This window comes from Hymenobacter fodinae, from assembly GCF_004745825.1.
GTDB classification, from domain to species: Bacteria; Bacteroidota; Bacteroidia; order Cytophagales; family Hymenobacteraceae; genus Hymenobacter; species Hymenobacter fodinae.
The window spans coordinates 316,327-341,890 of the sequence record NZ_SRLA01000005.1 but is presented as its reverse complement, the minus strand read 5'-3'; the positions used below and the strand labels follow the sequence as shown (position 1 = coordinate 341,890).

At 56.0% G+C, this 25,564-nt stretch carries 22 protein-coding genes and 1 riboswitch; of the genes, 8 read left to right on the top strand and 14 right to left on the bottom strand.

The window, feature by feature from the left end; all coding sequences use genetic code 11:
* Positions 1-19 precede the first annotated feature (19 nt).
* From EU556_RS21800 to EU556_RS21765, 8 genes are all read right to left on the bottom strand, one after another.
* Positions 20-871: a hypothetical protein gene (locus EU556_RS21800; protein ID WP_135436286.1), complete on the bottom strand. Its 852-nt coding sequence runs from the start codon at positions 869-871 to the stop codon at positions 20-22.
* A complete protein-coding gene (locus tag EU556_RS21795; RefSeq protein WP_135436285.1) occupies positions 852-1,436 on the bottom strand; it encodes an RNA polymerase sigma factor in 585 nt (194 codons plus the stop codon). The genes EU556_RS21800 and EU556_RS21795 overlap by 20 nt, the downstream gene beginning before the upstream one ends.
* A 248-nt stretch (positions 1,437-1,684) precedes the next feature.
* Entirely contained in the window at positions 1,685-2,113 is a 429-nt protein-coding gene (locus EU556_RS21790) for a hypothetical protein (protein ID WP_135436284.1), read from the bottom strand.
* Positions 2,114-2,281: 168 nt separating this feature from the next.
* Positions 2,282-2,641 carry a CoA-binding protein gene (locus tag EU556_RS21785; protein ID WP_135436283.1) on the bottom strand — a complete coding sequence of 120 codons (360 nt, stop codon included), beginning with the start codon at positions 2,639-2,641 and terminating at the stop codon, positions 2,282-2,284.
* Positions 2,642-2,738: 97 nt separating this feature from the next.
* On the bottom strand, positions 2,739-3,287 hold the full coding sequence (locus EU556_RS21780; RefSeq protein ID WP_135436282.1) for an AAA family ATPase: 549 nt from the start codon (positions 3,285-3,287) through the stop codon (positions 2,739-2,741).
* 9 nt (positions 3,288-3,296) lie between these two features.
* Complete coding sequence (locus tag EU556_RS21775) at positions 3,297-4,874, bottom strand: NAD(P)/FAD-dependent oxidoreductase (RefSeq protein ID WP_135436281.1); 1,578 nt, start codon at positions 4,872-4,874, stop codon at positions 3,297-3,299.
* A gap of 184 nt (positions 4,875-5,058) precedes the next feature.
* Positions 5,059-5,367 (bottom strand): hypothetical protein, encoded by a 309-nt coding sequence (locus tag EU556_RS21770; RefSeq protein WP_135436280.1) that lies wholly within the window; start codon positions 5,365-5,367, stop codon positions 5,059-5,061.
* 162 nt (positions 5,368-5,529) lie between these two features.
* Positions 5,530-5,925: an acyl-CoA thioesterase gene (locus EU556_RS21765; RefSeq protein ID WP_135436484.1), complete on the bottom strand. Its 396-nt coding sequence runs from the start codon at positions 5,923-5,925 to the stop codon at positions 5,530-5,532.
* A gap of 187 nt (positions 5,926-6,112) precedes the next feature.
* A riboswitch (cobalamin riboswitch) is annotated at positions 6,113-6,306 on the bottom strand.
* A 207-nt stretch (positions 6,307-6,513) separates the two neighbouring features.
* Here EU556_RS21765 and EU556_RS21760 point away from each other — a divergent pair.
* On the top strand, positions 6,514-7,833 hold the full coding sequence (locus tag EU556_RS21760) for an MFS transporter (RefSeq protein ID WP_135436279.1): 1,320 nt from the start codon (positions 6,514-6,516) through the stop codon (positions 7,831-7,833).
* Positions 7,834-8,004: 171 nt separating this feature from the next.
* Positions 8,005-8,574 carry a DUF2911 domain-containing protein gene (locus tag EU556_RS21755; protein WP_135436278.1) on the top strand — a complete coding sequence of 190 codons (570 nt, stop codon included), beginning with the start codon at positions 8,005-8,007 and terminating at the stop codon, positions 8,572-8,574.
* Between the two features lie 101 nt (positions 8,575-8,675).
* Here the strand turns inward: EU556_RS21755 and EU556_RS26785 are convergent, their stop codons facing one another.
* Complete coding sequence (locus EU556_RS26785) at positions 8,676-9,455, bottom strand: M23 family metallopeptidase (protein WP_167855678.1); 780 nt, start codon at positions 9,453-9,455, stop codon at positions 8,676-8,678.
* 90 nt (positions 9,456-9,545) lie between these two features.
* Entirely contained in the window at positions 9,546-10,532 is a 987-nt protein-coding gene (locus tag EU556_RS21745; protein ID WP_135436276.1) for a tryptophan 2,3-dioxygenase family protein, read from the bottom strand.
* A gap of 277 nt (positions 10,533-10,809) precedes the next feature.
* Between EU556_RS21745 and sdaAB the strand changes: the two genes are divergently transcribed.
* The 6 genes from sdaAB (at position 10,810) to EU556_RS21715 (ending at position 16,899) form a co-directional block, all read left to right on the top strand.
* On the top strand, positions 10,810-11,490 hold the full coding sequence (sdaAB, locus tag EU556_RS21740) for an L-serine ammonia-lyase, iron-sulfur-dependent subunit beta (protein ID WP_135436275.1): 681 nt from the start codon (positions 10,810-10,812) through the stop codon (positions 11,488-11,490).
* Positions 11,491-11,653: 163 nt separating this feature from the next.
* Positions 11,654-13,162, top strand: coding sequence for a TolC family protein (locus tag EU556_RS21735; protein WP_135436274.1), 1,509 nt, complete (start codon positions 11,654-11,656; stop codon positions 13,160-13,162).
* A gap of 120 nt (positions 13,163-13,282) precedes the next feature.
* On the top strand, positions 13,283-14,695 hold the full coding sequence (locus tag EU556_RS21730) for an efflux RND transporter periplasmic adaptor subunit (protein WP_135436273.1): 1,413 nt from the start codon (positions 13,283-13,285) through the stop codon (positions 14,693-14,695).
* A gap of 240 nt (positions 14,696-14,935) precedes the next feature.
* Entirely contained in the window at positions 14,936-15,925 is a 990-nt protein-coding gene (locus tag EU556_RS21725; protein WP_245327824.1) for an NAD(P)H-dependent glycerol-3-phosphate dehydrogenase, read from the top strand.
* 138 nt (positions 15,926-16,063) lie between these two features.
* Complete coding sequence (locus tag EU556_RS21720; RefSeq protein WP_135436272.1) at positions 16,064-16,456, top strand: DUF4259 domain-containing protein; 393 nt, start codon at positions 16,064-16,066, stop codon at positions 16,454-16,456.
* A 14-nt stretch (positions 16,457-16,470) separates the two neighbouring features.
* On the top strand, positions 16,471-16,899 hold the full coding sequence (locus tag EU556_RS21715; protein ID WP_135436271.1) for an EamA family transporter: 429 nt from the start codon (positions 16,471-16,473) through the stop codon (positions 16,897-16,899).
* 413 nt (positions 16,900-17,312) lie between these two features.
* Here EU556_RS21715 and EU556_RS21710 read toward each other — a convergent pair whose 3' ends face one another.
* The 4 genes from EU556_RS21710 to EU556_RS21695 form a co-directional block, all read right to left on the bottom strand.
* Positions 17,313-19,376 (bottom strand): tetratricopeptide repeat protein, encoded by a 2,064-nt coding sequence (locus tag EU556_RS21710; protein ID WP_135436270.1) that lies wholly within the window; start codon positions 19,374-19,376, stop codon positions 17,313-17,315.
* 873 nt (positions 19,377-20,249) lie between these two features.
* Positions 20,250-21,854, bottom strand: coding sequence for an SBBP repeat-containing protein (locus EU556_RS21705; protein WP_135436269.1), 1,605 nt, complete (start codon positions 21,852-21,854; stop codon positions 20,250-20,252).
* A gap of 306 nt (positions 21,855-22,160) precedes the next feature.
* A complete protein-coding gene (locus tag EU556_RS21700; protein ID WP_135436268.1) occupies positions 22,161-22,580 on the bottom strand; it encodes a hypothetical protein in 420 nt (139 codons plus the stop codon).
* A gap of 378 nt (positions 22,581-22,958) precedes the next feature.
* The gene (locus tag EU556_RS21695; RefSeq protein WP_135436267.1) at positions 22,959-25,478 is read right to left on the bottom strand and encodes a glutaminase family protein; all 2,520 of its coding nucleotides are present in this window, start codon (positions 25,476-25,478) and stop codon (positions 22,959-22,961) included.
* Positions 25,479-25,564 lie beyond the last annotated feature (86 nt).

Here is a 25,564-nt window from a genome sequence, read left to right as displayed (position 1 = left end):
AAGGGAGAAAAAGGCGGCGTTACAGTTGGATAACTTTGGTAAGCGTGCGGTTGCCCACGCGGGCCTGCACTGTTACCATTTCCGGCAAACCGGCTTCCGTCAGGCTTACTTTGTCGCCGCGCACCGCATTGCGAGCCTGCTGCAGCAAGGCGCCAAGGCGGGGGCGGTGGCCAGTTTCGGAGGCATCGGTTAGGGCCATAGCCGTGGTAGCCGGGGCTTGGCGGACTTCTACTTCAATCGGACCGATGGGAGCGGATTTAGCCGACGTGCTTGCCAGGGCAATAGAGGGTGCCGGGGCCGTCGTTTCGGGCTGGGGAGCTACCCCCGCACGCTGCTCCGGAGCAGTGGAAGCGGGAGAGGTGGCGGCCAGCGCCTGGTGGGAAGCAGCGGCATCAGACGTAGCTTTTAAGGAGGGGCGAGTAGCAGAACGAGGGGCCGAAGCGCGGGCTAATGCGGCGGGGCGAGCTCCTGGGGCGAGGTCCGGTTGTACACCCGCGGACCGGGCCGGAGAAGCATCTGAGGTGGCCACCTCTACCGGCGTCGCGTTGTCCGGGGCTTCTGTAGCGGTAGATGGAGAAGCAGGAGTGGGGGTTGCCTGAGCGAGTGAAGATTTTTTTTCTGGGTTTTGCTTGGTTGCTGAGGCCACAGGGCCGGTGCCTAGTCCACTGGCTGGGCCTTGCTGCACCAGCACCCACCAAGCCCCGCCTAGCAAAGTGAGCAGTGCTACGGCCGCGGCAGCTAGCCACATGACGGGGCGCTTGCGCTTGGGCTGAATTTCGGCCTCCAGTTGGTCCCAGAGGTAGGCGGGCGGCGTGGGGGCGTGGCCCTCTAGTCGGTCCCGAAACAGCTTATCAATATCTTCCGGTTGCATAGAGTTCTTTCGTTGAGGAAGTGGAGAAGGGCCGGGCTTGGGCGCCGGCTACCGCGAGGCGGCGCTGGAGCATGGCCCGGGCCTTACTGAGCTGCGACTTGCTGGTGCCTTCCGAAATACCGAGCAGCTCGCCGATTTCGGGGTGGGTGTAGCCCTCCAGGGCGTACAGGTTGAAAACGGTACGATAGCCGGCGGGCAACTCGGCCAATACGGCCAGCATATCGTCGGCGTTGAGCTGGCTTTCGGCCGTGGCCGCCGTAGCGGGCACGTCATAGGTCAAATCGTCGATGGCCATGTGCAGGGGCTCCTTGCGGCGCAAGAGGCCTAGCGCTTCGTTCACCATAATCCGGCGAATCCAGCCTTCAAACGAGCCTTCGTGGCGGTACTGGCCTAGGGCCCGGAATACTTTGGTGAAGCCCACAATCAGGGCTTCCTCAGCGTCTTCGCGGCGCCGCAGGTAGCGCATGCACACCGACAGCATCAGGCCCGCAAACCGCTCGTAGAGCAGCTTTTGGGCCCGGCTGCTACCTTCGCGGCAGGCGGCTATGAGGTCAGCATCAGTCACGGAAGGAAGGGTAAAGGTTGGATCAGGAGCAAGTCGTTTGGTGGGCTAGATGCAACTGTTGGGGGTGGGGTTGCCTGAAGAAGTGAAAAAATGATCAGAATGAATGTGTTATATGGCACTCGGTTTTTAAGATTCTGAAAGTATGTTGTTTAGCTGGTAGCAAGCAGTATAAAAAATGCCGGAGTCAGTTCTTATATCATGAACTGACTCCGGCAAACTCGCCTACCCAAACCGAAAAGTGGCTCCCGCTAAAGTGTAGTAGAAATAGTAGCTGAGCGTACGCCCGCACTGTTGGCAGGTGTGCCGTTGGAAATAGTGACGGTGTTTTTAACGGCTCCATCCACTTTGATAGTGGCCTGGATAGAGCCGGAAAGGCTAGCACCCGCCCGGCCAGTAAGTGGGTAAAACTGTACTTCAGCCGTATACGTGGTGCCCGCGGGCACGGGCTTCTCGTTGTGGATGAAGGAGTCGGAACCCCGTTGGATACTTTTGGAATACACGGTGGTAAGGCTCTGGGCTGTTGCTTTGCGCACCAGTACGCGGCCTTCGTAGTCGCTCGACGAGTTTTTAGTCCGAACATCGACGGTAACCTTGTGGGTAGGCTGTACCTCGCCCGTTTTCTTTTCGCAGGAGGTCAGCGCCCATAAACTCACACAAAGAGGTAGTAACTGTTTCATAGTAGCACGTTTTGTACTTAATAGTAGGTGGCCTAGCGTAGATAAGGTAGGCGCCGGTAGCAGACTCAGCGCCAACAAGTATAGCAAAAAACGGATGCAAAAAGGCCGGCGCCAGCCGAAGGCGTTAAACCGCCTCCGGCTGGCGCCGGCCTTACGTTATAGCAAGCTCTAGTACTGCCCAATAGACAGCATCACCAGCGTGCAGGCTTCCTCGGTACGGATGCCCCGCTGTTGGGCCAACTCTTCCAGTTCCGGGTTCTCGGTACCGGGGTTAAAGATGATGCGCTTAGGGTTCAGGTCGAGAATATAGTCGTACCAGCCGGGCTGGTTCTGAGGGCCAACGTACAGCGTTACCGTGTCAACGTCGCCCGCCTGGGGCCGGTCGGTGTGAATATCGAGGCCGGCCACTTGGCCTTTCCGGATGCCTACGGGTACTACCTCGTGGCCATGGTTTTTCAGCTGATGGACAGCGCGGTAGGCGTAACGGTTCGGGTTATCGCTCGCCCCCAAAACAAGGGTCTTTTTCATAATGTCAGATGAATGGATGTACGTAAGCCAGCTTCTGAAAAGCAGCTTCACAAGTATTGTACGGAAGGAACGCCGTAGAAGCTTACTCTAGGCCTTGTTAGCGAAGCGACAAGCGCCTTATTTCCTGAGTCACCGCCCTAACTCGGTCCGCGACGGTAGTATCACCTCGTATCTCCAACACGGGGCACGTAAGAGAGCGTAGCCACTGCTCATGGGTACGCAGGCTTCGTCCTAGGCCAGTACCCTCATCGTACCCCGCTGCCCACTCCATAAGTTCTCGATAGTGGGTATTGCGCTCCTCATCCTGGAAGATAACTGGCCCGTAGCGAGCCAGCTCCCTAGCGGCCAGGCGTTGCATCCGCAGGGCCGGGGGCACCCACAGAAATACCACCAAATCAAAAGCAAGAGGGCTCGGAAGCTCCCACCTGAGGAGCGAACCTCCCAGCACCCAACTCTCAGCCGCCGCAAGATCTTGCAGCAGTTGGGCATTCCGCTCGGTTACTGGCCTACGGACCCGAAAGGGCGGATCAGTAGATTCCCAGAAATACGTGTCGGTGTCGAAATACGGGACGTTTAGCTCGGGCGCGAGGGCAGTACCCAACGTAGTACTGCCCGCTCCCGAAGCCCCGACGATATGCACCTTCATCTGGAAAGGTTATTTACTAGATATGGCGGCCAGTACTGCCTCGGCGCACCGCTCACCGTCCATGGCCGCCGACACGATGCCGCCCGCGTAGCCCGCGCCCTCGCCGCATGGGAACAGCCCCTGTACCTCAAGGTGCTGCAGCGTGTCCCGGTCGCGGGGAATGCGGACGGGGGAGGAGGTGCGGCTTTCTACGCCCACAATTTGGGCGGCGTTGGTGGCGTAGCCGGGTATCTTCTGCCCGAAATTCTTGAAACCCTGACGCAAACGTTCTGCTAGGCCAGTGCCCAGCACCTCTTCCATCGGCACCGAAACCAAGCCCGGTTGGTAGCTGGTTTCAAGCAGTTCCGGCGACACCTTGCTCTTCAGAAAGTCGCCGAGGCGCTGGGCGGGGGCCAGCTGGGTGTTGCCGGCCAACCGGCAGGCGCGCTGCTCAATTTGCTGTTGCAGGCGCAGGCCAGCCAAAGCGCCGTGCTGGCGCAGATCCATGTCTTCCAGCTCAATGGCCGTAACGATCCCGGAATTGGCGAAGCGCGAGTCGCGGCGGCTGGGGCTCATGCCGTTTACTACCACCTCGCCGGGGGCGGTGGCGGCGGGCACAATAAATCCACCAGGGCACATGCAAAACGAGAATACGCCCCGCTGCTTGTTCTGCCACTGGGTTTGATGCACCAGCGCGTAGGAGGCAGCCGGCAGGGCCCCCCGGTCTTTGCGACGGTACTGGGCCTGGTCAATAAGCTCCTGCGGGTGCTCTACACGCACGCCCAAGGCAAAGGGCTTGGCCTCAATGAGCACGCCGCGGCGGTGCAGCAGCTCGTAAATATCACGGGCGGAGTGGCCGGTGGCCAGAATCACGGCGTCGGCTTCCAAGGCCTCGCCCGTGGCGGTTACCACGCCGCGCAGGTGGTTGTTTTCCAGCACTAGGTCGGTCACGCGGGTTTCGAAGCGGACTTCGCCTCCGGCTTCCCGAATAGTGTCGCGGAGGGCCTGCACCACGTAGGGCAACTTATTGGTGCCAATGTGGGGGTGGGCGTCTACCAGAATATCGGGGGTGGCGCCGTGCTGCACCAGCAGGCGCAGAATGCGGCCCACGTCGCCGCGCTTGGTGGCGCGGGTGTAGAGCTTGCCATCGGAATAGGTTCCGGCCCCGCCTTCGCCAAAGCAGTAATTGGAGTCGGTATCCACGATGTGCTCTTTATTGAGAGCTGCTAGGTCGCGGCGGCGGGTGCGCACATCTTTGCCGCGCTCCAGTACAATAGGCTTAATACCCAGCTCAATAGCGCGCAGGGCCGCAAACAAGCCCGCTGGGCCCGCGCCTACAATCAGCACCGAGCGGCGGGCCTGGCTCACATTAGGATAGTGAAACCACGGACCAAACAGGTTGGCTGGGGGCGGAGTCTGGTAAATATCGGCGCGCAGGCGCACTTGGGGCTGACGGCCGCGCGCATCAATGGAGCGCTTGCGCAGGTGCACAAAATCGGCTTGGCCGGGCACGAGGCCGGCGGCGTCGAGGAGGGCGCGGTAGCGCGCCATTTCATCGTAGGCCACTTCCGGAGAAAGCAGCACCTCGATTTCTTGGGGTGTGGGCATAAAAGAAGGTGAAAGGGAGTTAGCCTTTGAACCGTGTGGTGTAAAGCAGCCGCAAAACTACAAAGAATGCCGTGTAGGCCACTTACTTCAGAGTGTGCATGGAAAAGCCGGCCTTGTCTGGCAGCGTAGCAACCGCTGAAGCGGGCACCGCTGCCAGACAAGGCCGGCTTCGAAACAGGCGAAATTAGTGGGCAGTTCCTTCTTCGGAGATGCCGGTTTTGCGCGGCCAGAACTTCTCCATCGACTGATTGAAGCACTCCAGCACCTGCGTACGGACCTCGCCGGAAGGGTGGCGCAACAAGTGGCCTAGCAAGTGGCGGTACATCTCAGTGGTCACCTCCAGCCCCTTAGCACTTACCAACCCATGATGAAGCAGGTCGCAGTTAGCGGCTATGGAGTTGGAGATAGAATCGGTGAGTTCTTCGCGAGCTTTATCAGCTTCTTTAAAGGATTGTTCCAAGCGGGCTTTGTGGTTAGCAAGGGGCTGCTCCATTTTCTACTGAGAGGAGAAATCAGGTGATATGAATAGTTCGATGAACTGATGGAACTGCCAGAAAGGTTCAGCTTATGCTTCGGATTCTAGGAAATAACTAGGAAGAGATGAGTCGGTAAGAATATGATGCTCGCAGAAAGAGTGCGCCGTGCACGCATATTCTCACGCGTGGCCGAGAATAGAAACCGGTCGTTTCTGATCATCAATGGCGACGAAGGTAAACAGGCCCGACACGGCCATGATTCGCTCCTCCGAGTACATCTGCTCCACAAACAGCTCTACGCGTACTTGCAGACTGGTGTTTCCTACCCGGGCGACTCGGCCAATCAGTTCCACCAGGGTGCCGCCCGGAATGGGGTGCGTAAAATCTACTTTATCAGAGGAAACCGTGACCATTTTCAACCGGCTGAAGCGCGTGGCCGTGATAAAGGCCACCTCGTCCATCATATGCAGGGTGGTACCCCCAAACAGGGTATCGTAGTGGTTGGTGGTATTCGGGAATACAGCTTTGAAGATGCGGGTTTCAGCCCGGCTGATTTTTTCGTCTAGTGAAGACATCAGGAAAAGGAGAAGGTGAAAAAACACTCCGTGCCGGACGCTTCCGTGGCGCCTACGGCTCACCTTCTCGCTGTCGGTTACCTGGCCTACGCGCATGCCACTCTGCCCCGCCTGGCCTAGCCCAGCGGAAAGAGAGGGCATCAGCCCGCAGCAGCACCCGACAAGGACCCGGTTCGCGCAGGAGCCTCATCATTAGGAGCGGCGGGCAGGTCTCCTGACTTGTAACATGCTTTCCGCCCTTCTCGCGTGCCGTGGCAAGCAATGGGCTGTAGCTGGAAAGCACTGGCTGTGGTTACTTACAGTAGCGCGTCTGTCCGGGAGTTGCACCCGGTTCCCTTTTCATTCCGGCCGAAACCAGAAACCTGCCGCTCGTCTGACTGGAATAAGCCGACAAAGAACAATGTGGGCAAAGGTAACAGCCCGCGGATTATACTAGGCCAGCCGCCAGTAATTGAGGCCGCATTCTAGACCAGGTAGTATACTTTTTGGGGCCCTTGTAGTAGCTGCCTGCGGGGCGGATAGTGGCCTAGAGCGGCTTCAGGTGGCTTGTGCTATTTTGCGGCTCTTCCCAGCATTTTTCTCTGGCCTATGCTTCCTCCCGCAACCACCGCCCCGCGCACCATGGCTTCACGCATCCGCTCCATCTTCAGCGGCTCGGTGGGCAATCTGGTAGAGTGGTACGATTGGTACGTGTACTCGGCCTTTGCCTTGTACTTCGCGCCGGCCTTCTTCCCGAAGGGCAACCTCACGGCCCAACTGCTTAACTCGGCGGCTATTTTTGCGGTGGGCTTTCTGATGCGACCCCTGGGCGGCTGGCTTATGGGCATCTACGCCGACCGGCACGGACGCAAGGCGGCGCTGCTGCTGTCGGTGCTGCTCATGTGCGGCGGCTCTTTGCTGATTGCCCTCACGCCCTCCTATAGCCAAATTGGTGTGGCGGCCCCCATCTTGCTGGTGTTAGCGCGCCTGCTGCAGGGCCTGAGCGTAGGCGGCGAGTACGGTACCTCCGCTACCTACCTCAGCGAAATGGCTGACCAGCGTAACCGGGGTTTCTTTTCCAGTTTTCAGTACGTGACCCTCATTGCCGGGCAACTACTAGCCTTGCTCGTGCAGCTAGGCCTGCAACAGGTACTTACCACGGAGGAGCTGTATGCCTGGGGCTGGCGCGTACCGTTTGCCATTGGGGCGGTAGCGGCCCTGGTGGCCCTCTACCTACGCCGTACCATGGAGGAAACCGATGCCTTCACGAAGCAAACGACTGCTCCGGCCACCCCCGCCGCGCTGGCTGCCGCGCCGAGCAAGCTCACGCTGCTACTACGCTACCCCCACGAGGTGCTGACTGTTGTAGGCCTGACGCTGGGCGGCACAGTGGTGTTTTACACGTTTACCACCTACGTGCAGAAGTTTCTGGTGAATACCGCAGGCTTTAGTAAGGATGCTGCCACCATCGTGTCGTTTGGAGCCCTGGGCGTGGCTATGCTGTTGCAGCCGGTACTTGGGGCTATTTCCGACCGGGTAGGCCGGCGGCCTGTGCTGCTGTTTTTTGGGGTGGGCTCTACTCTGGGCACCTATCCGTTGCTCACGGCGCTAGGCCACTCGGCGGGCCCTGGGGCGGCTTTCGGGTTACTAGTGTTGGCCCTATGCATTGTAAGTGGGTATACCTCCATTAATGCCGTCGTGAAAGCCGAGCTGTTCCCAACGGAAATTCGGGCCTTGGGGGTTGGTCTGCCGTATGCGCTGACAGTAGCGGTGTTTGGCGGATCAGCCGAATATGTAGCCCTGCTGGCCAAAGACCAGGGGGTAGAAACCTGGTTCTACTGGTACGTAACGGCCTGCGCTGCCATTTCCTTAGTAGTATACCTGCGCATGAACGACACGCGCGACACTTCCCGGATGCGGGAGGAGTAAGCTACAAGTGGCCTAGGCCTATTGCGCCAGCGGTTGGCTAAGCAACTTATTGAGGATACTACTGTCCCTGGGCAAGCAAAAGCCTATTTTGTTACCTTGTTTTTTGCCTGAAAACAAAGTTCGTACGTTGCGCTTACTGTTCTAATTCACTCTCCTAACCCCAGCATTGCCATGCGCAAATTAAAATTCCTGCCTCTGTTTATCGGAGCTAGCCTATTGTCTGGAGCTGCCTTTGCCCAGGGCACCACTACTACCACTAAAACCACCACTACCACTAAGGCCCCCGAGGACAAATCGAAGCGGCCTAGCCCACCGGCTACCGTAACGGGCACCGCCCCTGGTGGAGTGGCCTACACCATCGACTACAGCCGCCCCTCCGTGAAAGGCCGCAAAATTTTCGGTGGACTGGAGCAGTATGGTAAAGTGTGGCGCACCGGCGCTAACGAGGCTACCACGTTTGAAGTAAAGCAGCCCGTAAAAATCAACGGTCAGGCGCTACCAGCCGGTAAATACGCCCTGTTCACCATCCCCGGCGAGCAGGAGTGGACCATTATCTTCAACAAGACAGCTAACCAGTGGGGCGCCTACGAATACAAACAAGACCAAGACGCACTTCGGGTAACCGTGAAACCCACCAAGACGCCCGCTCTGGTAGAACAATTCACAATTTCTGCCGCCAACAACGGAATGGTAACCTTGGCTTGGGAAAACACGCAGGCTAGCTTTACCGTGAGCAAGTAGAAGTTCAGAGAACTTGTCAAACCCAGAACCGGCCGCCGTTCTTGCTCACAAGGAGCAGAGCGGCGGCCGGTTTTGAGTAGATAGTAAAAGTGGAATAAAGACTACCGTTTATAGCTGGTACCCTTCTGTAGATCGGAGAGGGTTTGGCCTGCTACGGCAAACTTGACGGGGATGGAAGTTTTATCTGCCTCCCCTGGTACATCCACTTCAAAATGCAAGTGGGGGGCCGAACTCCAACCGGTGTTGCCGCTGAAGCCAATGGGCTCGCCTTGCGCCACCTGCTGGCCCGGCTGTACTTTGCTGCCGTTCTGCCGAAAATGGTAGTACGTAGCAAAGCTGCCATCTTCATGATAGATAACAATGTAGTTGCCCAAGTCTTTGCAACTGGCATCGGGACAGCCGGAATTAGAGTCTTGCTTGACCTCCACCACCACTCCAGCGCGGGCGGCACAGACCACGCTATTTTCGGGCATACTGAAATCTAACGCTTGCTTGTTTACGTGTGAAAACAAGCCATTATTGCCTTGCATTACAGTATATTCCTTGCCTTCCTCAAAAGGCAGAGAATACGCAAAATCGGTGTTTGGTTTAGTGTCGTCGACGTTACCCACGTAATAGTGGTACTCATATTTATAATTGTAACGTTGCCCAGGTATCGGTGTCAGCCTGACTAGAACCGTCTTTTTCTTGGCCGGTACAACCACCTTACGCACGGGCAGCTTCGCACTAGGCTCCATGTTGAGTAAGTCGAAGTTGATGACTACCGTGTAAGGGCAAAAGCTGTTATTCTGCGCTGAGACAACAACTCCAGATCCTTTATAATCCACGTAGCTTATCTCAATGGGTTTTACCTGACCATTGGTTACTGTGCTATATGCCAAAAGCGCACTTACTATGGCTCCTATTAAACGCATAAACATAACGGAGTACTATCTAGTAAAATGAAGTTAGGTTATTGATTAATAGGGGGACTAGCTCTGCTTCGTCATTTCTTCGCCTAGCACGCTCTCTACCCAGCCTTTACCCCAGTCTTCTAGTTCTTGCGAGCTCCAGATTTGGGGGTAGAAAATGCGGCGCTGAAACTTAGGCGGCAGGTATTTGCGCCAGTTGGTGCCCCCAGTAGCGGCAATAGCATCGGGGTGGCGCTCCAAGTACCGCACTGCCGATTTGTAGTGCATAAGCGGCCAGTTGACGTTCACGTTTACATCGAGCTGGCGGAGCTGACGGAGCAGGCGCGGGTGCTGGCGGTCTTCCTCGGGCAGGCGCTGCACCACGGCCCACAGGTTACGGTCTTGGAAACGGCGGGCATGCTCTATTAGCTGAGCCGTATATTTCTGTTCAAACTGCACCAGGGTGAGGGCCTTAGCTCCCGTATCTTCCACGGTGGCCCCTGCTTTCCAATAAATGCAGCCCAGTAGCTCATCGTGCGCGGCGGCCTCGCCTAGCAGACGACGCTGCTCCTCGGGCACTAAGTTGGTAAGACTGGTGCTGGCTAGCTCAATCATGCGGTACTGCACACTCTGAAACCCTGAGGCCGGCATCAGGCTCATCCTAAACTGCAGAAACTGCTGCTTGTCCATGCCGTCCACCATCACATCAAACGAGTCGATCAGGTTCTCGAAGTAGCGGTTTACGCGGCCCACGCGCAGTACCACTTCCTGCAGGGTAGGCTCGCGCAGGTCACCGAGCTGCTCGTACTCGCAGAGGCAGAGCTTGAAATACAGCTCCGTAATCTGGTGGTACATGATAAAGATGCGCTCGTCCGGAATCTGCGTAAGGGGCTGCTGCAGCGAGAGGAGGGTGTCTAGCTTAATGTAGTCCCAGTAATTTACGTAGTCGGCATAGTAGAGGCCTTCCAGGTAGGCGGCCAGATCTTGGCCATCAGCGGCATATTTAGTTTGGAGTCGGCGCAACTGTTGCCAGACGGCCGGCGAGAATTCTTCCTCGGGAGTTGTCATGCGTAGGGAGGTGGAAAGGGGGGCTATACACAGCGGGGTGGGCTACAAAGAACGAAAAACCCGCTGAATGGTGCAGCCTCACCGTTACTAGTGGTGGTAGAAAGTAGGGAGCGAAGCCAGCGAATAGGAGGGCCTCCCTAGGCCAGTTGCCCAGCTACACTAGACCTAGTGCCGAGCTTGCTGCATGAGCCATGTACCGGGCCACTGAGGTAGAAAGCAACACTTCCTAGCGCAGGCACTATGCTGAATCGGGTAAACTTCTACCTTTACTACGTTTATGGCCGAGAAAAGCAGCATTTTCGATATGATCGGACCGGTGATGATTGGGCCGAGTTCTTCGCACACGGCGGGGGTGGTACGCATTGCGCGGGCCGCTATTCGCATTTTGGGCTCGGTGCCCACCCACGCCACCATCATCTTTTACAATTCCTTCGCCCGCACCTATGAGGGCCACGGATCCGACCGGGCCATCATTGCGGGCCTGCTCGGGATGCCTACCGACGACGTGCGCATCCGGGAGGCGTTCGACCATGCCAAGGAAGCAGGACTGCAGTACACTTTCCAGAGTGTGGGCAATGCTTCTACCATGCACCCCAACACCATTAAGCTGCAGCTGCGCGACGAGCGGGCGGGCACGGCCGTGGAAGTTATTGGGCAGAGTCGGGGCGGAGGCGTTATCCGGATTGTGGAGGTTGATGGCTTTCCGGCCGACTTCTCGGCCTCCCTGCACACACTCATCATTGATGCCGACGATGTGCCCGGCTCCATTGCCTTCATTGCCTCGGTTATTGCCCACGATGAGTGCAATATTGCCACCATGTTCGTGTCAAGGAAAGGTAAAAACGATGCCGCCCGCCAGTTTATCGAAATAGATTCTGGTCTGCGTGATATCACTCTGGAATACCTTCGGCAGCTGCGGTGGGTGCACCGCGTAACCTACATACCTACCATTGATTAGCGCCAGCGGGCTAACGGGCAAAATCCTCTGATTGAAGGCTGATTTTAGGCGATTGGTTGATTTTACCCGGGCCCTGGTTTTCCTACCCGATACCTTAGTGGCCTAGGCCACTGGCTATACTTCGTTAACCCTGTTTCCCATAGGCAGGCAAGCATTACACTGTATGAAGCGTTTCTACTGGTTGTTACCCATCTCAGCCAGCTTGCTGGCGGCTCCGGTTACGGCCCAGACTACCTCGCCCACTCAGCCGCCTGCGGGGAGCTTAGCTGCTACCGCGCCTACTGGCCCCTTTACCTTGCAGCGGGCCATCGACTACGCCCTGCAAAATAATCTGACCGTGCGGCAGCAGCAGCTCACTTCAGAGCTGCAAAATGCGACGTTGCGGCAAAGCCGGGCGGCGCTGCTTCCTTCCGCTAACCTTTCCGGAACTCAAGCCTGGAACTACGGTACTAGCCTCGACCCGCTGACGAATGATTTCGTTAGCCAAACTATCCGGTCTAATAACTTCTCGGCCAACTCCCAGGTAACACTGTTTTCGGGGTTTCAGCTGCGCAATACGGTAAAGCGTAACGCCCTAGACTCAGAAGCCAGCAGCCTCGACATCGACAAATCACGCAATGATTTGGCCCTGAACGTGGCCTCGGCCTTTTTGCAACTAGTACTGGCCGAAGAGTTAGTGCGCACCAACGAGGTACGGGTAAATAGCACCCTGCAGCAGGTAGAGCGCACGCAGAAGTTGCTGAAGGCGGGTTCTATTCCTGAAAGCAACTTGCTGGATATTCAGGCCCAGCAGGCCTCCGATGAGGTTAATTTGATTACCTCGCAGAATCAGCGTGACCTGGCCCGCCTGACGCTCACGCAGCTCCTGAACTTGCCCTCTCCGGCCGGTTTTCAAATAGAGGTGCCCGTGCTGGCCGACCCCGACGATGAACCGCTGGTAGAAGCCGACCCCGACGGCACGTATCAAACAGCTCAGGACCTTCTGCCCGAGATTAAGGCCGCCGAACTACGCGTTCGTTCAGCTCAGCGTAGCCTCGATATTGCCCGCGGGGGGTACTACCCACGACTGGCCTTCGGAGCAGGCATTTTCACGGGTTTCTCCTCCTCGCGGCTGGCACGGGTATTTAACGGCGACTCTACCAGCGCCGTGCAGGTACCCGTATTTCAGTCGGGGCTGAGTGGGCAGCCCATTCCGTCGCAGTATTTTCTGCTGCAGCCCAAGCAGGCTATTCCGGAATTGTTGCCCTCCAAGTTTTCGCAGCAGCTGAAAGACAACCTGGGCAAGAGCCTACAGTTCTCCCTGCAGATTCCCATCCTAAATGGTCTCCAAACGCGCACTAGCGTGCAGCGGGCCCAGATAAACATTCAGCAGCAGGAGCTGCGGGCCGAGCAAGCTCGCCTTACGCTGCGCCAGAACATTCAGCAGGCCTACGCCGATGCTATTGCTGCGCAACGCCGCTACCTGTCGTCGCGCCGCCAAACGGAAGCCTTGACCGCAGCCTACCGCAACGCCGAGATTCGCTTCAACAACGGACTGCTCAACGGTACGGAGTTCAACATTGCTAAAAACAACCTCACGGCGGCCGAGTCTACTATGATTCAGGCCAAGTATGAGTTTATTTTCCGTCGCAAAGTGCTTGACTTCTACCAAGGTCGGCCCATTGCGCTGTAGTTATTACTACCACACGTGCTGACGTCAGGCATGACGCCAGTTGCTCTGCTGGAGCACGTCAGAGGCCTATAGCTTCTCTTGAGCTTTGATACCTTAAGTCCCTAATATTTCAGTAAATAGATGAAGAACAACCGCGTACTGTACATTTTGCTGGCCATAGTGGCGCTGCTGCTGGTCGGCTTTGTGGTGGCGAAAAAGCAGGGGCTTATTGGCAAGCCTGCCGGGACGGAGGTGCTAGCCGTGAAAGCCAGCCCGAATACTATCGTGGAAACGGTTAGTGCTTCGGGTAAAGTGCAGCCCGAAACAGAGGTAAAAATTTCTCCCGACGTGTCGGGCGAAATCATTGAGCTCTACGTGGAGGAAGGTGATTCCGTGAAGAAAGGCCAGCTGCTACTCCGCATTCGCCCCGATAACTACCAGGCCATGGTAAACATGCAATCGGCTTCGGTAGGTACGCAGCGAGCCAACGTGGCCCAAACCCAGGCCCGGCTTCAGCAATTGCTGGCCAGCGCCAAGCAAACGGAGCTCACTTACCGCCGCAATGCATCCCTGTACAAGCAGAAAGTAATTTCTCAGGCGGATTTTGAAGCGAGTAAGGCCGCCTACGATGCTTCGCAGGAAGAAATCAACTCGGCTCGGCAGAGCATCCGCGCGGCCCAAAGCAATGTGCAAAGTGCACAAGCTTCTCTTGATGAGGCTCGCAAAAACCTCAATAAGACTACCATCTATGCTCCGGTTAGCGGCACGGTGAGCAAGCTCAACGTGAAGAAAGGCGAGCGTGTGGTAGGTACCTCGCAAATGGCCGGTACCGAAATCATGCGCATTGCCAACCTCAATAATATGGAGGTGCGGGTAAGTGTGAATGAAAACGACATTATCAACGTCAGCCTCGGCGACTCCGCCGACGTAGAGGTGGATAGCTATGCCAGCAAAAATCAGAAGTTCCGGGGCATCGTTACCAGCATTGCCAACACGGCGAAAGATGCTCTGACGGCGGAAGCTGTAACTGAATTTGAAGTACGCATCCGGCTGCTGCCCGCCTCGTATCAGCAGTTGCTGCGTTCGGAGAAGGGCCGGGCCGTGGTGCCCTTCCGGCCGGGCATGACGGCCTCAGTTGACATCATCACTGAGCGCAAGGCCAACGTGCTGAGCGTGCCCCTTATGGCGGTAACTACCCGTTCAGACAGCACCAACACCGACGAAGCAGAGGGCAAGGGTACCCCCGCCGTGCGGGTTAGCCGCGGTGGTTCGGGGGCTGCTGAAACCGCCGACCAGGCTAAAAACAATGAACCAGTTGAGCAGGTGGTGTTCCTGATTCGGAACGGAAAAGCCGTTATGACGCCCGTTAAAACCGGCATCAGCGACCGGAACAACATGGAGATTCTAAGCGGTATTCAGGCCGGCGACGAGTTGGTGAGTGGCCCATACCGGGTGGTGTCCAAAACCCTGAAGGATGGCGCCCTCGTGGTTATCAAAGATGCCAAGTCCCTGGACAAGTCGGCCCTGAAAGAAACGGCTGACGAAAGTAAATAACCGCCCGGCAAGTCAAGCATTCGGCTGAGTGCTTGCATGCTAGGTTCCAATGAGAGGCTGCCCTTGTGTAACGCAACGGTGGCCTCTCATTTTTTTTGGCTAAGATTGAAGGATAAGCGGCGGTAGCGAGGCCTAGCCTGGTACCAGTGGCCATCAGGCCTGCCTTTTCGTAAGGGCAGGAGAGTGGCCTAGGGCGCCTGGGCAGCTGCTTAGAGTACTATCTACTTATTCAACCTCAGCTTGGAAAAAATTGCCATGCTTGGCGGCGGCTCCTGGGCCACTGCCCTCACCAAAATCTTATCCGAAAACGGCGCCCGTGTGAGCTGGTGGATGCGCAGTAAAGATGACGTACAGCACCTGCTCCGTACGCGTCATAATCCGCGGTATCTGTCCTCCGTAGCCCTCGATCTGGCGCGCGTGCACCCAACCACCAACCTCGAGGACGCCGTGCGCGAGGCCGACTGGCTGGTGCTGGCCGTACCGGCGGCATTCGTGCAAAGCACCTTGGATAAGCTGGACCGTGATGCTCTGAAGCACAAGCGAATCATTTCGGCCATTAAGGGTATGATTCCGGGGAAGAACGTGCTGGTAACTGACTACGTGGCCGAGCGGTTTCGGCTCCCGCATACCCGGCTGGGTGTGGTTGCTGGGCCCTGCCACGCCGAAGAAGTAGCCTTAGAAAAGCAGAGTTACCTCACCATTGGCTCTCCTGATGCGGAGCTGGCAGAAGAGTTCAGCCGTCTGCTGCGCAACCGCTACGTGAAGGCCAATGCTGCGCAAGACCTGGATGGCATTGAGTACTGCGCCGTGATGAAAAACATCATTGCCCTCACTTGCGGCATTGCGCACGGCCTCGGTTATGGCGACAACTTCCAGGCCGTGCTGGTTTCAAATGCGGTGCAGGAAATGCGGCGCTTCGTGCATGCGCTTAACCCCCAGCCCCGCGACCTGTCTGCCTCTGCCTACCTCGGCGACCTGCTGGTAACGGCGTATTCGCAGTTTTCGCGCAACCGCACCTTCGGGAATATGGTAGGCCGTGGCTACAGCGTGAAATCGGCGCAGATGGAAATGAACATGGTGGCCGAGGGGTACTACGCGGTGAAGAGCATCTATGAGCTCAATAAAAAGCTTCAGGTAGCTATGCCCATCACATCGGCGGCGTATCATGTTCTCTACGAGAAGATTTCCCCCGCGGTAGAGATAGAGTTGCTCAAGGAGAAGTTTAAGTAAGCGCCTAGGCCTACTGCAATTGTGCGGCGCTGGCGCTCTATGCTCGTGAGCGAGTAACGGAAGGAGAGTACTGGCCTAGCAGAACAAAACAGGCTGCTTCTCGTCTGCTATCAATATCGCTCATTTACTTGATACCACATGGCAACCTGGGGCTACTACAACTTTGATAATGATGCGGCGGCGGACATTTCCACCAAATTCCGCGACACGCACAGCTTAGGCCTTCTGACGGAAGCTCTGACCTCAGTGACTACACCCGATGCCGTGGAAGCTGAGGCTGCTCAGCAAGCCCTGGCCGCCGCCGAAATTGTAGCCGCCCTATTCGGGAAGCCCGGCCGCGACCTGCCCGCCGATTTACTGCCGCTCACAGTTCGGCTCAGTCCAGAAGAGGAGCCCACATTCAGGAACATGGCTACCCAGGCGGTTGAGGCTATAGCGAAACGCTCGGTCCTGCAGGTACACTGGGGAAAAAGCGATGATGCCCAAGACTGGGCGCAACTGCAGCAAGAATTGCTGGGTCGGTTGCGATAAGCACAATATCTGTTATGCACTGGCTTTTACTGGCAATACTTACGGCGCTCTGTTTAGCGCTGTATAATTTTTTTATTAAGCTGGCGGCGGGCCACATATCGGCCGCGGCGGGCGCAGTTATTCTGCAACTGGTGGCCGCGAGTTTAGGCGGGCTATGGCTGGTGTGGCTGCGGCTGAAGGGCCAACCACTGGAACTGCATAGCACGGGCGTAGGCCTAGCTATGTTGGCCGGCGCTGGGGTAGGCCTAGCCGAAATTCTCACGTTTGTAGTGTTTAGCCGCGGCATCCCTTCCTCTGTCGGTACGCCCGTTATTGTGGGTGGTTCCGTCTTGCTGACGGCCGTGCTAGGCCTAGTAGTGTTACGGGAAGCACTGTCTTGGTCGCAGGTGCTAGGCCTAGTGAGCATTGTGGTAGGTATTGCCTTGCTCGCCCGCGGGCACTAGCTTACCAACCATAATTACATTCACTAGCTACTGATAGCCCCCAAATGCGCAAGCCGGAAAAGTAATTTTCCGGCTTGCGCATTTGGTTGTGGAAAGGGGACGGTTGAAGTTGAGCGGCAATTCACTGCCCAACCGGAGGGTGATACAAAAATGCAGCCCCGGTGGCGGGTAGCCAAGGCCAGATAACGTCAATTTGTGACATGCCTGTTGGAGCTAGATACGTTCCTGATTCCAGCAAAAAAGCCTGGAGAGAGGCTAAAGACGGTGAAATAGAAACCAAATTCTGCCTAGTTGCTGCTAAATGTGACATAGCGGAATCTGCGTATTTTGATGTCACATCATAATATTTCTGAAGCGACACAGTACTGATTTCTGCTTGCAACTCCTTGAGGTCAGACTCTACTTATTGATTACTAGGCTAGTGCCGGCAGAGGAAGCCAAATATGGTATTCTGTAAAGTCATCTGCCCCGGAGCTAACAGATATATTCCCATTAAAGCCTTTGGTGAGCAAGTCGTGGCTCAAGGCTAGGCCAAGCATACCTTCCGTAGCCCTATCTGCTGCTGGAAAGCGCTGAAAAATAGTCTGCTGAGTTGCCTCTGATAAGGCAACTCCATTTGCCCGCACGTAGATACCTACTCCATCACTAACGCGCTTAGTGGTCAGGGCCAGCTGCGGAACATAATTTTCATCTCCTTGCTGAAGACGCTGGTGAACAGCGGAGAGGGCAGTTGTGAAGACGCCTAGCAGGGCCCGGCCCAAATCTTGCCGCACAACATTTACCCAGCCCACTGCTGGGTCGGGATACAGTAGCAAGGCCACGTTGAATAAATGGTTTTTAGCCCGCATATCATGGTAAGTGAGCCGCAAGTATTCCTCCGCCAATTGGTTGAGGTTGGTCGCCTGCCGAGGTTGATTGCCAGCGTGGGAGTATTCCAGCATTCCACGCACAATAGACTCTGCCCGCTGGCTGTGGTGTACTATTTTCTCCTGATTGCGCCCCAGGTTTTGCAGCATCTCATCAACTAGTTCTTTATCTTCTGGCGGGAGGCTATAGTGGGCCAGTTCAGTTTTCACCTCTTGGCACAGCTCCACGCTAATAGCGGCATATTTCCGAATGCTGTGCACGGGGTTTTGAATTTCGTAGGCCACCCCAGCCATCAATTCTCCCAATGAGGCCATCTTTTCCCGGAGCACCAGTTGCCCCTGCGTTATTTTCAGTTCCTGTAGTGTACGGGCTATGCTGTCTCGCTGCGCCAGCAACTCGTCGGCCTGCTGCGTAACTTGTTCGTTCAGCAGGCGCAGGTGTTTGTTCGCGTGCTGCTGTTGCCGATTATTGCGCCACAACAGTGTAATCAGAAGCAGAAGCCCGCCCACTGTGGCCAGCCCAGCAACCAGCCTTACTTTGGCAGCATACGCAACTTGCTCGTCCTCCAGTGTGCGCAAGCGTTGTTGCTCGGCAAACCCAATGGCATCTAATTGCTTGATTCTTTTCGGGTTGTACAGGCTGTCCTGGCTCATGAGCATTACCCGCATGTATTTCAGCGTGCTATCACCTTGCCCGGTACTTTCAAAGCTGGTGGCCAGGAGCTTGCTGCTGCGTACCATGCTAAGGACATAAGGTAAGGATTGGCTGAGCGCCAATGCCTTGCGAGCATAAAACACGCACGAGTCGAGCTGATTGGTTTTCTTGTACAGCTCTGCTATGTATTGGTAAGAGCGCGAAGCACTCCGCAAATCATTCTCGGGCACGGCTACCTGCGCACTGCGGCGGTAGTAGTCAAGTGCCAAGGTTGGGTGGCCTAGGGCAGCTTCTAACAGGCCCATTTCACGCAGAACGTACGGGGCGGGGTTGCCCCAGCAGCTCCCGTGTACCGCGGGCGAAGTGCGCGTGATAAGCCACGCTTTCCGAAGAAAATAGGCTGCTGAGTCTAGTTGCCGCTTGCCCTCATAGCTTGCCCCAATATTGGTGAGTACACTAATAATTTGTGAGGGGTCACTGTGGGGAAGCTGCTTGTATAAGCGCAGAGACCGGAAGTAATAATCCAGAGATGGCTGGTAGTCTTCCAGCGCAGAATACAACAGTCCGGTTTGATTTAGGGTACGGGCTGTTCCTTCTAGGTCGTGAGCAGCTTCGTTTAAGTTAAGCGCTTGCAAATCCACGCGCAACGCTTGGGGGAGGTTGCCCCGCTCGCTGTACAGAATGCCAATCCGGGATAGACAGCGGCCTTCGCCTTTCTGATAACCGATCTTCTGGGCCAGTTGCAGTCCGCGTCGCGCGTAGTAATGAACGGAGTCGAAGCGGGAATAGCGGTACGTGGCGCTCAAATCAGCTAATAGCAGCACTCGGCTGGTATCAGAAATAGCTGCGGCCAGCGCTTGGCGTAATTTTTTGGTTTGAGGGCTTTGGGCACCAGCATTATAATTAGTCGCCATAACAGCCGCTACTACTAAGCCCACCAGTCTGCATCGGATCATGGGCGTGAATATAGCGCCTCGTCAGTAGAGCCGTTTCATTTTGACCTTAATTATGGCAAACTGAAATTGAAAAAGTATAATTAATCGGTACCAGTAAGTTACGTTCGCCGATGAGTTCTCTACGCTGAATACTTGCTGACAGGGTAGGCCTAACGCAACGAAAACACCCCTAGCTTTGTCTAGGCCGGTTATTTAATTAGGGGAATGGCTTCGCCGGTTACTAAGAGAATGGCCAGCACAGAAAGCATTGGCAATTGTGAGGGGGTTGAGGGGGCAGGTGCGATGAGAGGCATACTAGTAAAATTTATACACAAAGCTCAACCGTAATAGCTGACACGTAAAGGCTAAAATCTTACTTTTTGTGACATACATAATTCTCGCAAATAATATAATAAATCTGGTTTAATCATGAATGAAGGCACCTGTACTAGTACTCCGTTTGGATGGGTTGTATCTGTAAGCTTCGTTTTTGTGACATGCTGATTACGATAAAGTGTAAAAACATTATCATGTTCACATCATGTAGTAATTCTATATTTAAGCGTCTGCACTTCTTCCCTAATACTCTCGGTGTAGACACTGCACACCTATTGGAATAGAAAAAGCTCCGCGTTGTATGCGGAGCTTTTTCGTTTTATAGCTGAAGGCCAATGCCACGATTTCAGCCACGTAGTGCTTCGCTGAAAGCATCTTTGGCCTTGGAAAGATAAGAGCGGCAGCGCCCCCTGTAATAGGCACTACCGCTCCAGACTGTCATTTTCTCACAAAATCGAGTCCTTATCTAAGTGCAATATTACAGGAAAATTGCAAATAACGCTAGACTTGTAAATATTCATTTATCGACAGCATTAAGCTTGACCACCAAATATGCTTCTACTCAATTATAAGGCGCTGGCTTAACGACCCGCTCCGGACAATATATAGGCCGGGAGTAAGAGAAGAGGGCAGTGAGATGTGCAATGGTCCTGCTGTCGGCATGGTGGCTAGCAAGACCAACCGGCCTAGCGCATCGTGAAACTGCACAGCCTGGTGGGCAGAAGGACCCGTGATGCGAACAGCCGTCTGGCAGGGGTTTGGGGCCAGTTGTAGGCCTGCTTGTTTAGAGGCTTGACCAGATGTGACAGGAAGCGTACTTGTACTCACATGGGCCCAAAAACCATATCCTGCGGTTGCGGATGGAGCTAGAGAAACGGGACCGAAGTTTACGCTCTGCGAGCCAGCGGTACCTGTTATGTAAACTCCACCTTGGTTATCAGGGGCTAGGCCAGTGCCACGGTCATAGCCAGTGCCGCCAGCGCGCACTGCCCACTGCCAGGTGCCAGTAGCAGCTAATTTAGCAACGAATACATCGGAGGAACCAGCGTTGAGTAACTCCGTTTCTCCGAATCGAATGGTGTTGCTAGGGGAGTCGCTGTAGGAACTGCCAGTAACATACGCGTTTTCATCCTTATCCAAGGCTAGGCCTAGACCAATGTCATTGCCATAACCACTGCTCTGAGCAGCCCACTTAAATTCGCCTTGACTGGTAAGCTTCGCGACAAATATGTCACCGTAGCCTCCCGCGGTAGCCGTTAATTGACTAGGACCGAAATGAGCTACACCTCCCGGCGACTCCAGTGCGCCGAGCCAATAGACCGATCCTGAGGGGGATACAGCTAGCTGTTGGCTACTGGTTTGACTTACATAGGCCGGAGCGACTGGAGCAGCGGGCGAGACGGCCCACAGCCAGTCGCCGGTGGGACTCAGCTTGGCCACGTACGCCCGCGACTGTTGTGCGGTGCTGGTCAGCGTAGTAGAGCCTAAATCAACGCGGCCCCGCAGCGCACCCGTCACGTAAGCGTTGCCCTCCGCATCGAGCGCAACTGCCGTACTTGTGCCCAGATGGGCCGGTTCGGGACCCGCAATCTGCCGCACCCACTGCCAAACGCCATCGGCGCTGAGCTTGGCTACAAATCCGTCGCTGGAAGGGCTGGTGTATTGGTAGGGTGGCTGAGGAATAGTACCCGGATTCGTAAAAACGGTATTAGCTACTGTGATTGAGGTTAGGGAAGAAGAAGCCGCCAACAGCACGCTACCGGCTGCGTTTGTGGCAATTTTCCGGCTCTCCGCATTACCCGTTTCCCGCGCCCACATAAGCGTGCCAGCACCGTCGAGTCGGGCAATAAACCCACGGTTTGCGGCTATTTGAGTAGTTGCCAGAGTAGCGCCGGCGCCTAGGTGGCCTAGTAAGTACAAAATACCCGTTGGCGCCCGCACTAGGTCTATGCTTTGATCATCACCGGCGCCTCCCAGGCGCACGGCCCAGAGGTAGTTGCCCCGCGGATCGAGTTTGGCCACATACACATCAATGCTGGGTTGACCATACGGGTTGGGCGTAGAGGTAAGGCTAATTGACCCAAGCTCCACTGTGCCCTTAAAGCTACTGCTCACATAGGTGTTACCCTCATCATCCGAGACTTGAGTAATTGTTTCTGCCAAGGCACCTACCGGAACGCTATAGGGCAACTGCCTTGCCTGCGTAAAACTTTGCCCGTAAGTAGATAGTGCGGAGGTGGCTGCCAGAGCACATAGAAAGAGGGTAGCACGGCGCATGGGCAATAAGTATTTGTATAATATTAGGTGGTTTTAATATACATATTTGCGCGTAATAAGTTGTTTTTCAGTAATAAATAGTTGAGTGAGCGTATGGAGCTAATAGCTCAACTTACTTGCACTCCTTTCAAAAGACATCAAGGCCCAGTTCAATGAGGCAAGAGCAGCTACTACGTAAGGCAGTGACCATAATCAGGCTACTTGAAGCAGCCAGGTGGCAGCCTCTTGTGCACTATTGAAAACGCGATATAGCAGCACGCCTTCCCTGGCTTCATGCATCAGTTGATTCATGCCCAGACGAGCAAACACGTCATCGGGGAGCAGCACGGCCGCAATCATCTCGCGCTGAAGGGCATGGGAAACCACTAGCCACTGCTCCCGAATCCATATCCGTTCCTCATCGGTGAAGGGAGTGAGCAACCGCTGATTGGCAAGCATCTTATTCCAGCCGCGGCTTTTGAGCAGGTTTTCTAAATGGTTGAGGAAAGCTTGGTAAGTGCTTAGCTGACGCGTACCGGCTTTATAGTCAACAATGGCGTAGCCATCAGGATGTTCGTAGAGCCGCCCAATCGGATTCTCGTAATATATGGGTAGGCCTGCAAGCTGCAACATGTGGCAAGAAATGGGGCTGAGAAAAGGACGCCAAGATATAGGGGCATCCTAGCAACCACAACCTCAACAGGAACAAGCCATGTACACATTGACCATGTATTGTGCAATCTCCAAGTGTCGCTGCTGTCAGCAAGCTTCTCCGTGGGAAACGCCGAAAGTGCACCATGCGCTAAGAGCTGCTCCAAATCATTCCTTCAGGTTGGATCTTCCTGAGCAGTCAGCATTACTGTAGATGAGCGGTTTTTGCCGTCTGCAGTGCTGATGAGCTTTCAGCGTAGCCGCATACGTTGAGCATTAGAATGCCACAGCTCATTCTTAGTGGCCTAGCTGAATGAAATTTCGACTGAAAATCAGTTGGTTAGTTCCTCGTAAGGCGGATTACGGCTTTGGAGCCATGTGGCGCTCCAGCATTTTGATAAAATAGCCCCCCACAACGGAGCGGGCCTGGAAACCGACTTGCGTGGCGTCGGTTGTTTCGTGCCAGTCGGTTAGCGGTACGCGAGTGGGAGAGTTGTTGGCGAACTGCCAAACCGGCCTGATCAGGGCCTGAAAATCGGCGGGGTTGTTGGCCATGGTGGCCGTCCACATAATCCAGTCCGACTTTGTGTAGGTCTTGCGACTGTCGAGGGGTAGGCCGTAGCGCTGCTGCTTGGTTAGATAGTAGGCTATTTCCTGCTGCGCAATTTCCTTTGGGAAAATATTCAAGCCCAGTAGCCTGTCCCACACCAAGTTGTACTTCTGGCTCCACGAGCCCGGGGTTTTATCAAACGTCAGGGTGTAGTGGTCGCCGGCCCCCGACATGGCCACCCAGCGCGTGGCGTACTCGCGGGCCAGAGCCAGGTACTCATTAGCCGTTTTCTCATCGCCTAGCTGCCGGGCCATTTGGCCGTAGCTGGCAATACCCATAATAGCCTTCACCGACAAGTTTGCATTGCGGGCCAGGTGCCCGGCAAAGTCATCGGTGCTGAGCTGGTTAGCTGGGTCGAAGCCGTCGCGCTTCAGGAAGCCCACCCATTTGGTGAGAACAGGCCAGTGCTGGCGGGCAAAGTCGGGCTTGCCATCCATTTTCACCACTGCAGCCGTCAGGATGAGCATGTTACCAGCTTCTTCTACCGGCATGTCTTCGCCGTACTTTTGGTCGTTGGCCAGGGGGTACGTGCCCAGATCATGAGCCGGAAAGTCCTTTTTCCAGCGTCCCGATTCACTGTAGTCGAAGATAAAGCGCAACAAGCCCTTGGCTAGCTCATTGTTGTAGAGTAGAAACAGCGGAGCCGAGGGGTAGGTAACATCCACGGTGCCAATGAAGCCCCCGGAATAGTTTTCCTTGGAAAACGTTAGCACTTCTCCCTTGGGGCCCGCCACGATTTTGTGGGCGGCAATTGCCTGGCGGTAAGCTAGCTGGCAGAGGTCGGCGTATTCGTGGCCCCCGGCGGCTTGGGCGTCGGCATACAGTTGCTTATCGAAGGCGGTGCTTTTCTGGCGCAGTCGAGGGTAGTCGGCTTCGGCGGCTTGCAACACCTTGGGCATGGTAGTGGCAGGGTCACGGCGCCACCAGCCGCGCAAGTTCTGGCCGAAATACTGCACCGAATACACGTCATCGTAGCCGAGTAACAGGTGACGCTCGGTAGCTTTGCTTACGGCATCCAGCTCCAGCACGGCGGCCAGCGCAACGCGCTGAGCTGGACCAGTGAGTGGCCTAGGGGCGGCAGGAAGGCGGCCGGTTTTAGTGAAGGTACTTCTGAGGGCGAGGGGCTCACCCGTTGTAAGGGTAGCTGGGCCGGGGGCCGCCAGGTAAGCCTGTCCCCAGTCAATGCGGGCGTTGTCGCCGGCCTGGCCTAGCACGGCTTGGGTAGTGGTGCCCACGGCCTGCCAACTTAGCGTGCCAGCTTTACCCGCCTGAGTTGTAACGGGCTGGTAGGCAGTGTTGGAGGCTAGGCGCCCGCTTTCGGTAAATAGTACCTGAACCGGGTGCGCTTTATGGTCGGTGGCCGTGGCAGTAACGGTCAGGTAGCTGACAGGGCGGGCCACAGTCTCCAGGTCATCGAGCAGCAGGGGTGAGAGAAAGGTAATGGTCAGCTGCACGGGACCAACCAAAAACTGATACGTGGTCTGCGTAGCCGTAACCTGCACGCTGGTTTGCCGGGCTCTTGGCAGGGCTGGTGGCTGGGGCAGGGCTTCGTACAAACCCGCATCGAGGTACTCGCCGCCCACGTGGCTGTTGGCGTGCATGGCCAGCACGTTCCGGCCCTTGCGCAACGCCTGCCGCGCCGCGGCTGGCACCTCAAAGTACTGGTAGCGGCCGTTGGCCCCGGGCTGGCGTGTGAGCAGCACCCCATTGAGGTATACTTCCGCTCCGTCGTCGTGCTGCATCAACACCTTGAGGGCGCCGGTGGTAGCCGGATTTGGAATCTGCACTGAGCGGCGCACCCAAATGTCGCCGCCTTCCCAGGTGGTACCGTGCAGGGTTTGGTTATCGGTGAAGGGTGCGGGGCCCGTTTTCCAGTCAGTGGCGGAAAAGTCGGGCTGCTCCCAACCTGCCGCCGGTGTGGTAAGGGTGTACTGGGCCGAATAGGGCTGCTCCTGGGTGGTGGCAATAATGGCGTGGTACTGCGGGGCCGACTGGCCTAGGAACTGGTACGCCTGCCCATCTACCCGCACCACCCCTTCTAGGTTTTGCTCTTCCCCGGTCCAGTGTCGGGTAGGGCCAGCCGAAAGGGTATCGTTGAACGCCCAGATACTGAAGAAGGGGTCGTGGGTAATCAGCGGGTAGGCGGGCGGGCGCAACGCTGGCGCTTGCGGGCTGCGGGCGGTGGTGACCTGAAGGGTAGAGCTCGGTTGCGCCGCCAGAGGGGTCGCAAGTGTTCCGAATAAGGCAATAATCAGAAGGCAATGCTTCATACACTCAGTAGTAAGAATCCTATCTATACTCCCCGATCCTAGGCCACTCCGCGCGGTTCCAGAGCCGTAGTCCTTGTGGCCTAGAG

What these genes read in the sequence shown, in the direction of transcription:
- EU556_RS21765 (WP_135436484.1), bottom strand. Translation starts at nt 5,925, where the DNA reads ATGTCTTCACTAGACGAAAAAATCAGCCGGGCTGAAACCCGCATCTTC.
- sdaAB (WP_135436275.1), top strand. Translation starts at nt 10,810, where the DNA reads ATGGCCGAGAAAAGCAGCATTTTCGATATGATCGGACCGGTGATGATT.
- EU556_RS21720 (WP_135436272.1), top strand. Translation starts at nt 16,064, where the DNA reads ATGGCAACCTGGGGCTACTACAACTTTGATAATGATGCGGCGGCGGAC.
- EU556_RS21745 (WP_135436276.1), bottom strand. Translation starts at nt 10,532, where the DNA reads ATGACAACTCCCGAGGAAGAATTCTCGCCGGCCGTCTGGCAACAGTTG.
- EU556_RS21730 (WP_135436273.1), top strand. Translation starts at nt 13,283, where the DNA reads ATGAAGAACAACCGCGTACTGTACATTTTGCTGGCCATAGTGGCGCTG.
- EU556_RS21790 (WP_135436284.1), bottom strand. Translation starts at nt 2,113, where the DNA reads ATGAAACAGTTACTACCTCTTTGTGTGAGTTTATGGGCGCTGACCTCC.
- EU556_RS21735 (WP_135436274.1), top strand. Translation starts at nt 11,654, where the DNA reads ATGAAGCGTTTCTACTGGTTGTTACCCATCTCAGCCAGCTTGCTGGCG.
- EU556_RS21785 (WP_135436283.1), bottom strand. Translation starts at nt 2,641, where the DNA reads ATGAAAAAGACCCTTGTTTTGGGGGCGAGCGATAACCCGAACCGTTAC.
- EU556_RS21770 (WP_135436280.1), bottom strand. Translation starts at nt 5,367, where the DNA reads ATGGAGCAGCCCCTTGCTAACCACAAAGCCCGCTTGGAACAATCCTTT.
- EU556_RS21695 (WP_135436267.1), bottom strand. Translation starts at nt 25,478, where the DNA reads ATGAAGCATTGCCTTCTGATTATTGCCTTATTCGGAACACTTGCGACC.
- EU556_RS21700 (WP_135436268.1), bottom strand. Translation starts at nt 22,580, where the DNA reads ATGTTGCAGCTTGCAGGCCTACCCATATATTACGAGAATCCGATTGGG.
- EU556_RS21780 (WP_135436282.1), bottom strand. Translation starts at nt 3,287, where the DNA reads ATGAAGGTGCATATCGTCGGGGCTTCGGGAGCGGGCAGTACTACGTTG.
- EU556_RS21755 (WP_135436278.1), top strand. Translation starts at nt 8,005, where the DNA reads ATGCGCAAATTAAAATTCCTGCCTCTGTTTATCGGAGCTAGCCTATTG.
- EU556_RS21760 (WP_135436279.1), top strand. Translation starts at nt 6,514, where the DNA reads ATGCTTCCTCCCGCAACCACCGCCCCGCGCACCATGGCTTCACGCATC.
- EU556_RS21775 (WP_135436281.1), bottom strand. Translation starts at nt 4,874, where the DNA reads ATGCCCACACCCCAAGAAATCGAGGTGCTGCTTTCTCCGGAAGTGGCC.
- EU556_RS21710 (WP_135436270.1), bottom strand. Translation starts at nt 19,376, where the DNA reads ATGATCCGATGCAGACTGGTGGGCTTAGTAGTAGCGGCTGTTATGGCG.
- EU556_RS21715 (WP_135436271.1), top strand. Translation starts at nt 16,471, where the DNA reads ATGCACTGGCTTTTACTGGCAATACTTACGGCGCTCTGTTTAGCGCTG.
- EU556_RS21800 (WP_135436286.1), bottom strand. Translation starts at nt 871, where the DNA reads ATGCAACCGGAAGATATTGATAAGCTGTTTCGGGACCGACTAGAGGGC.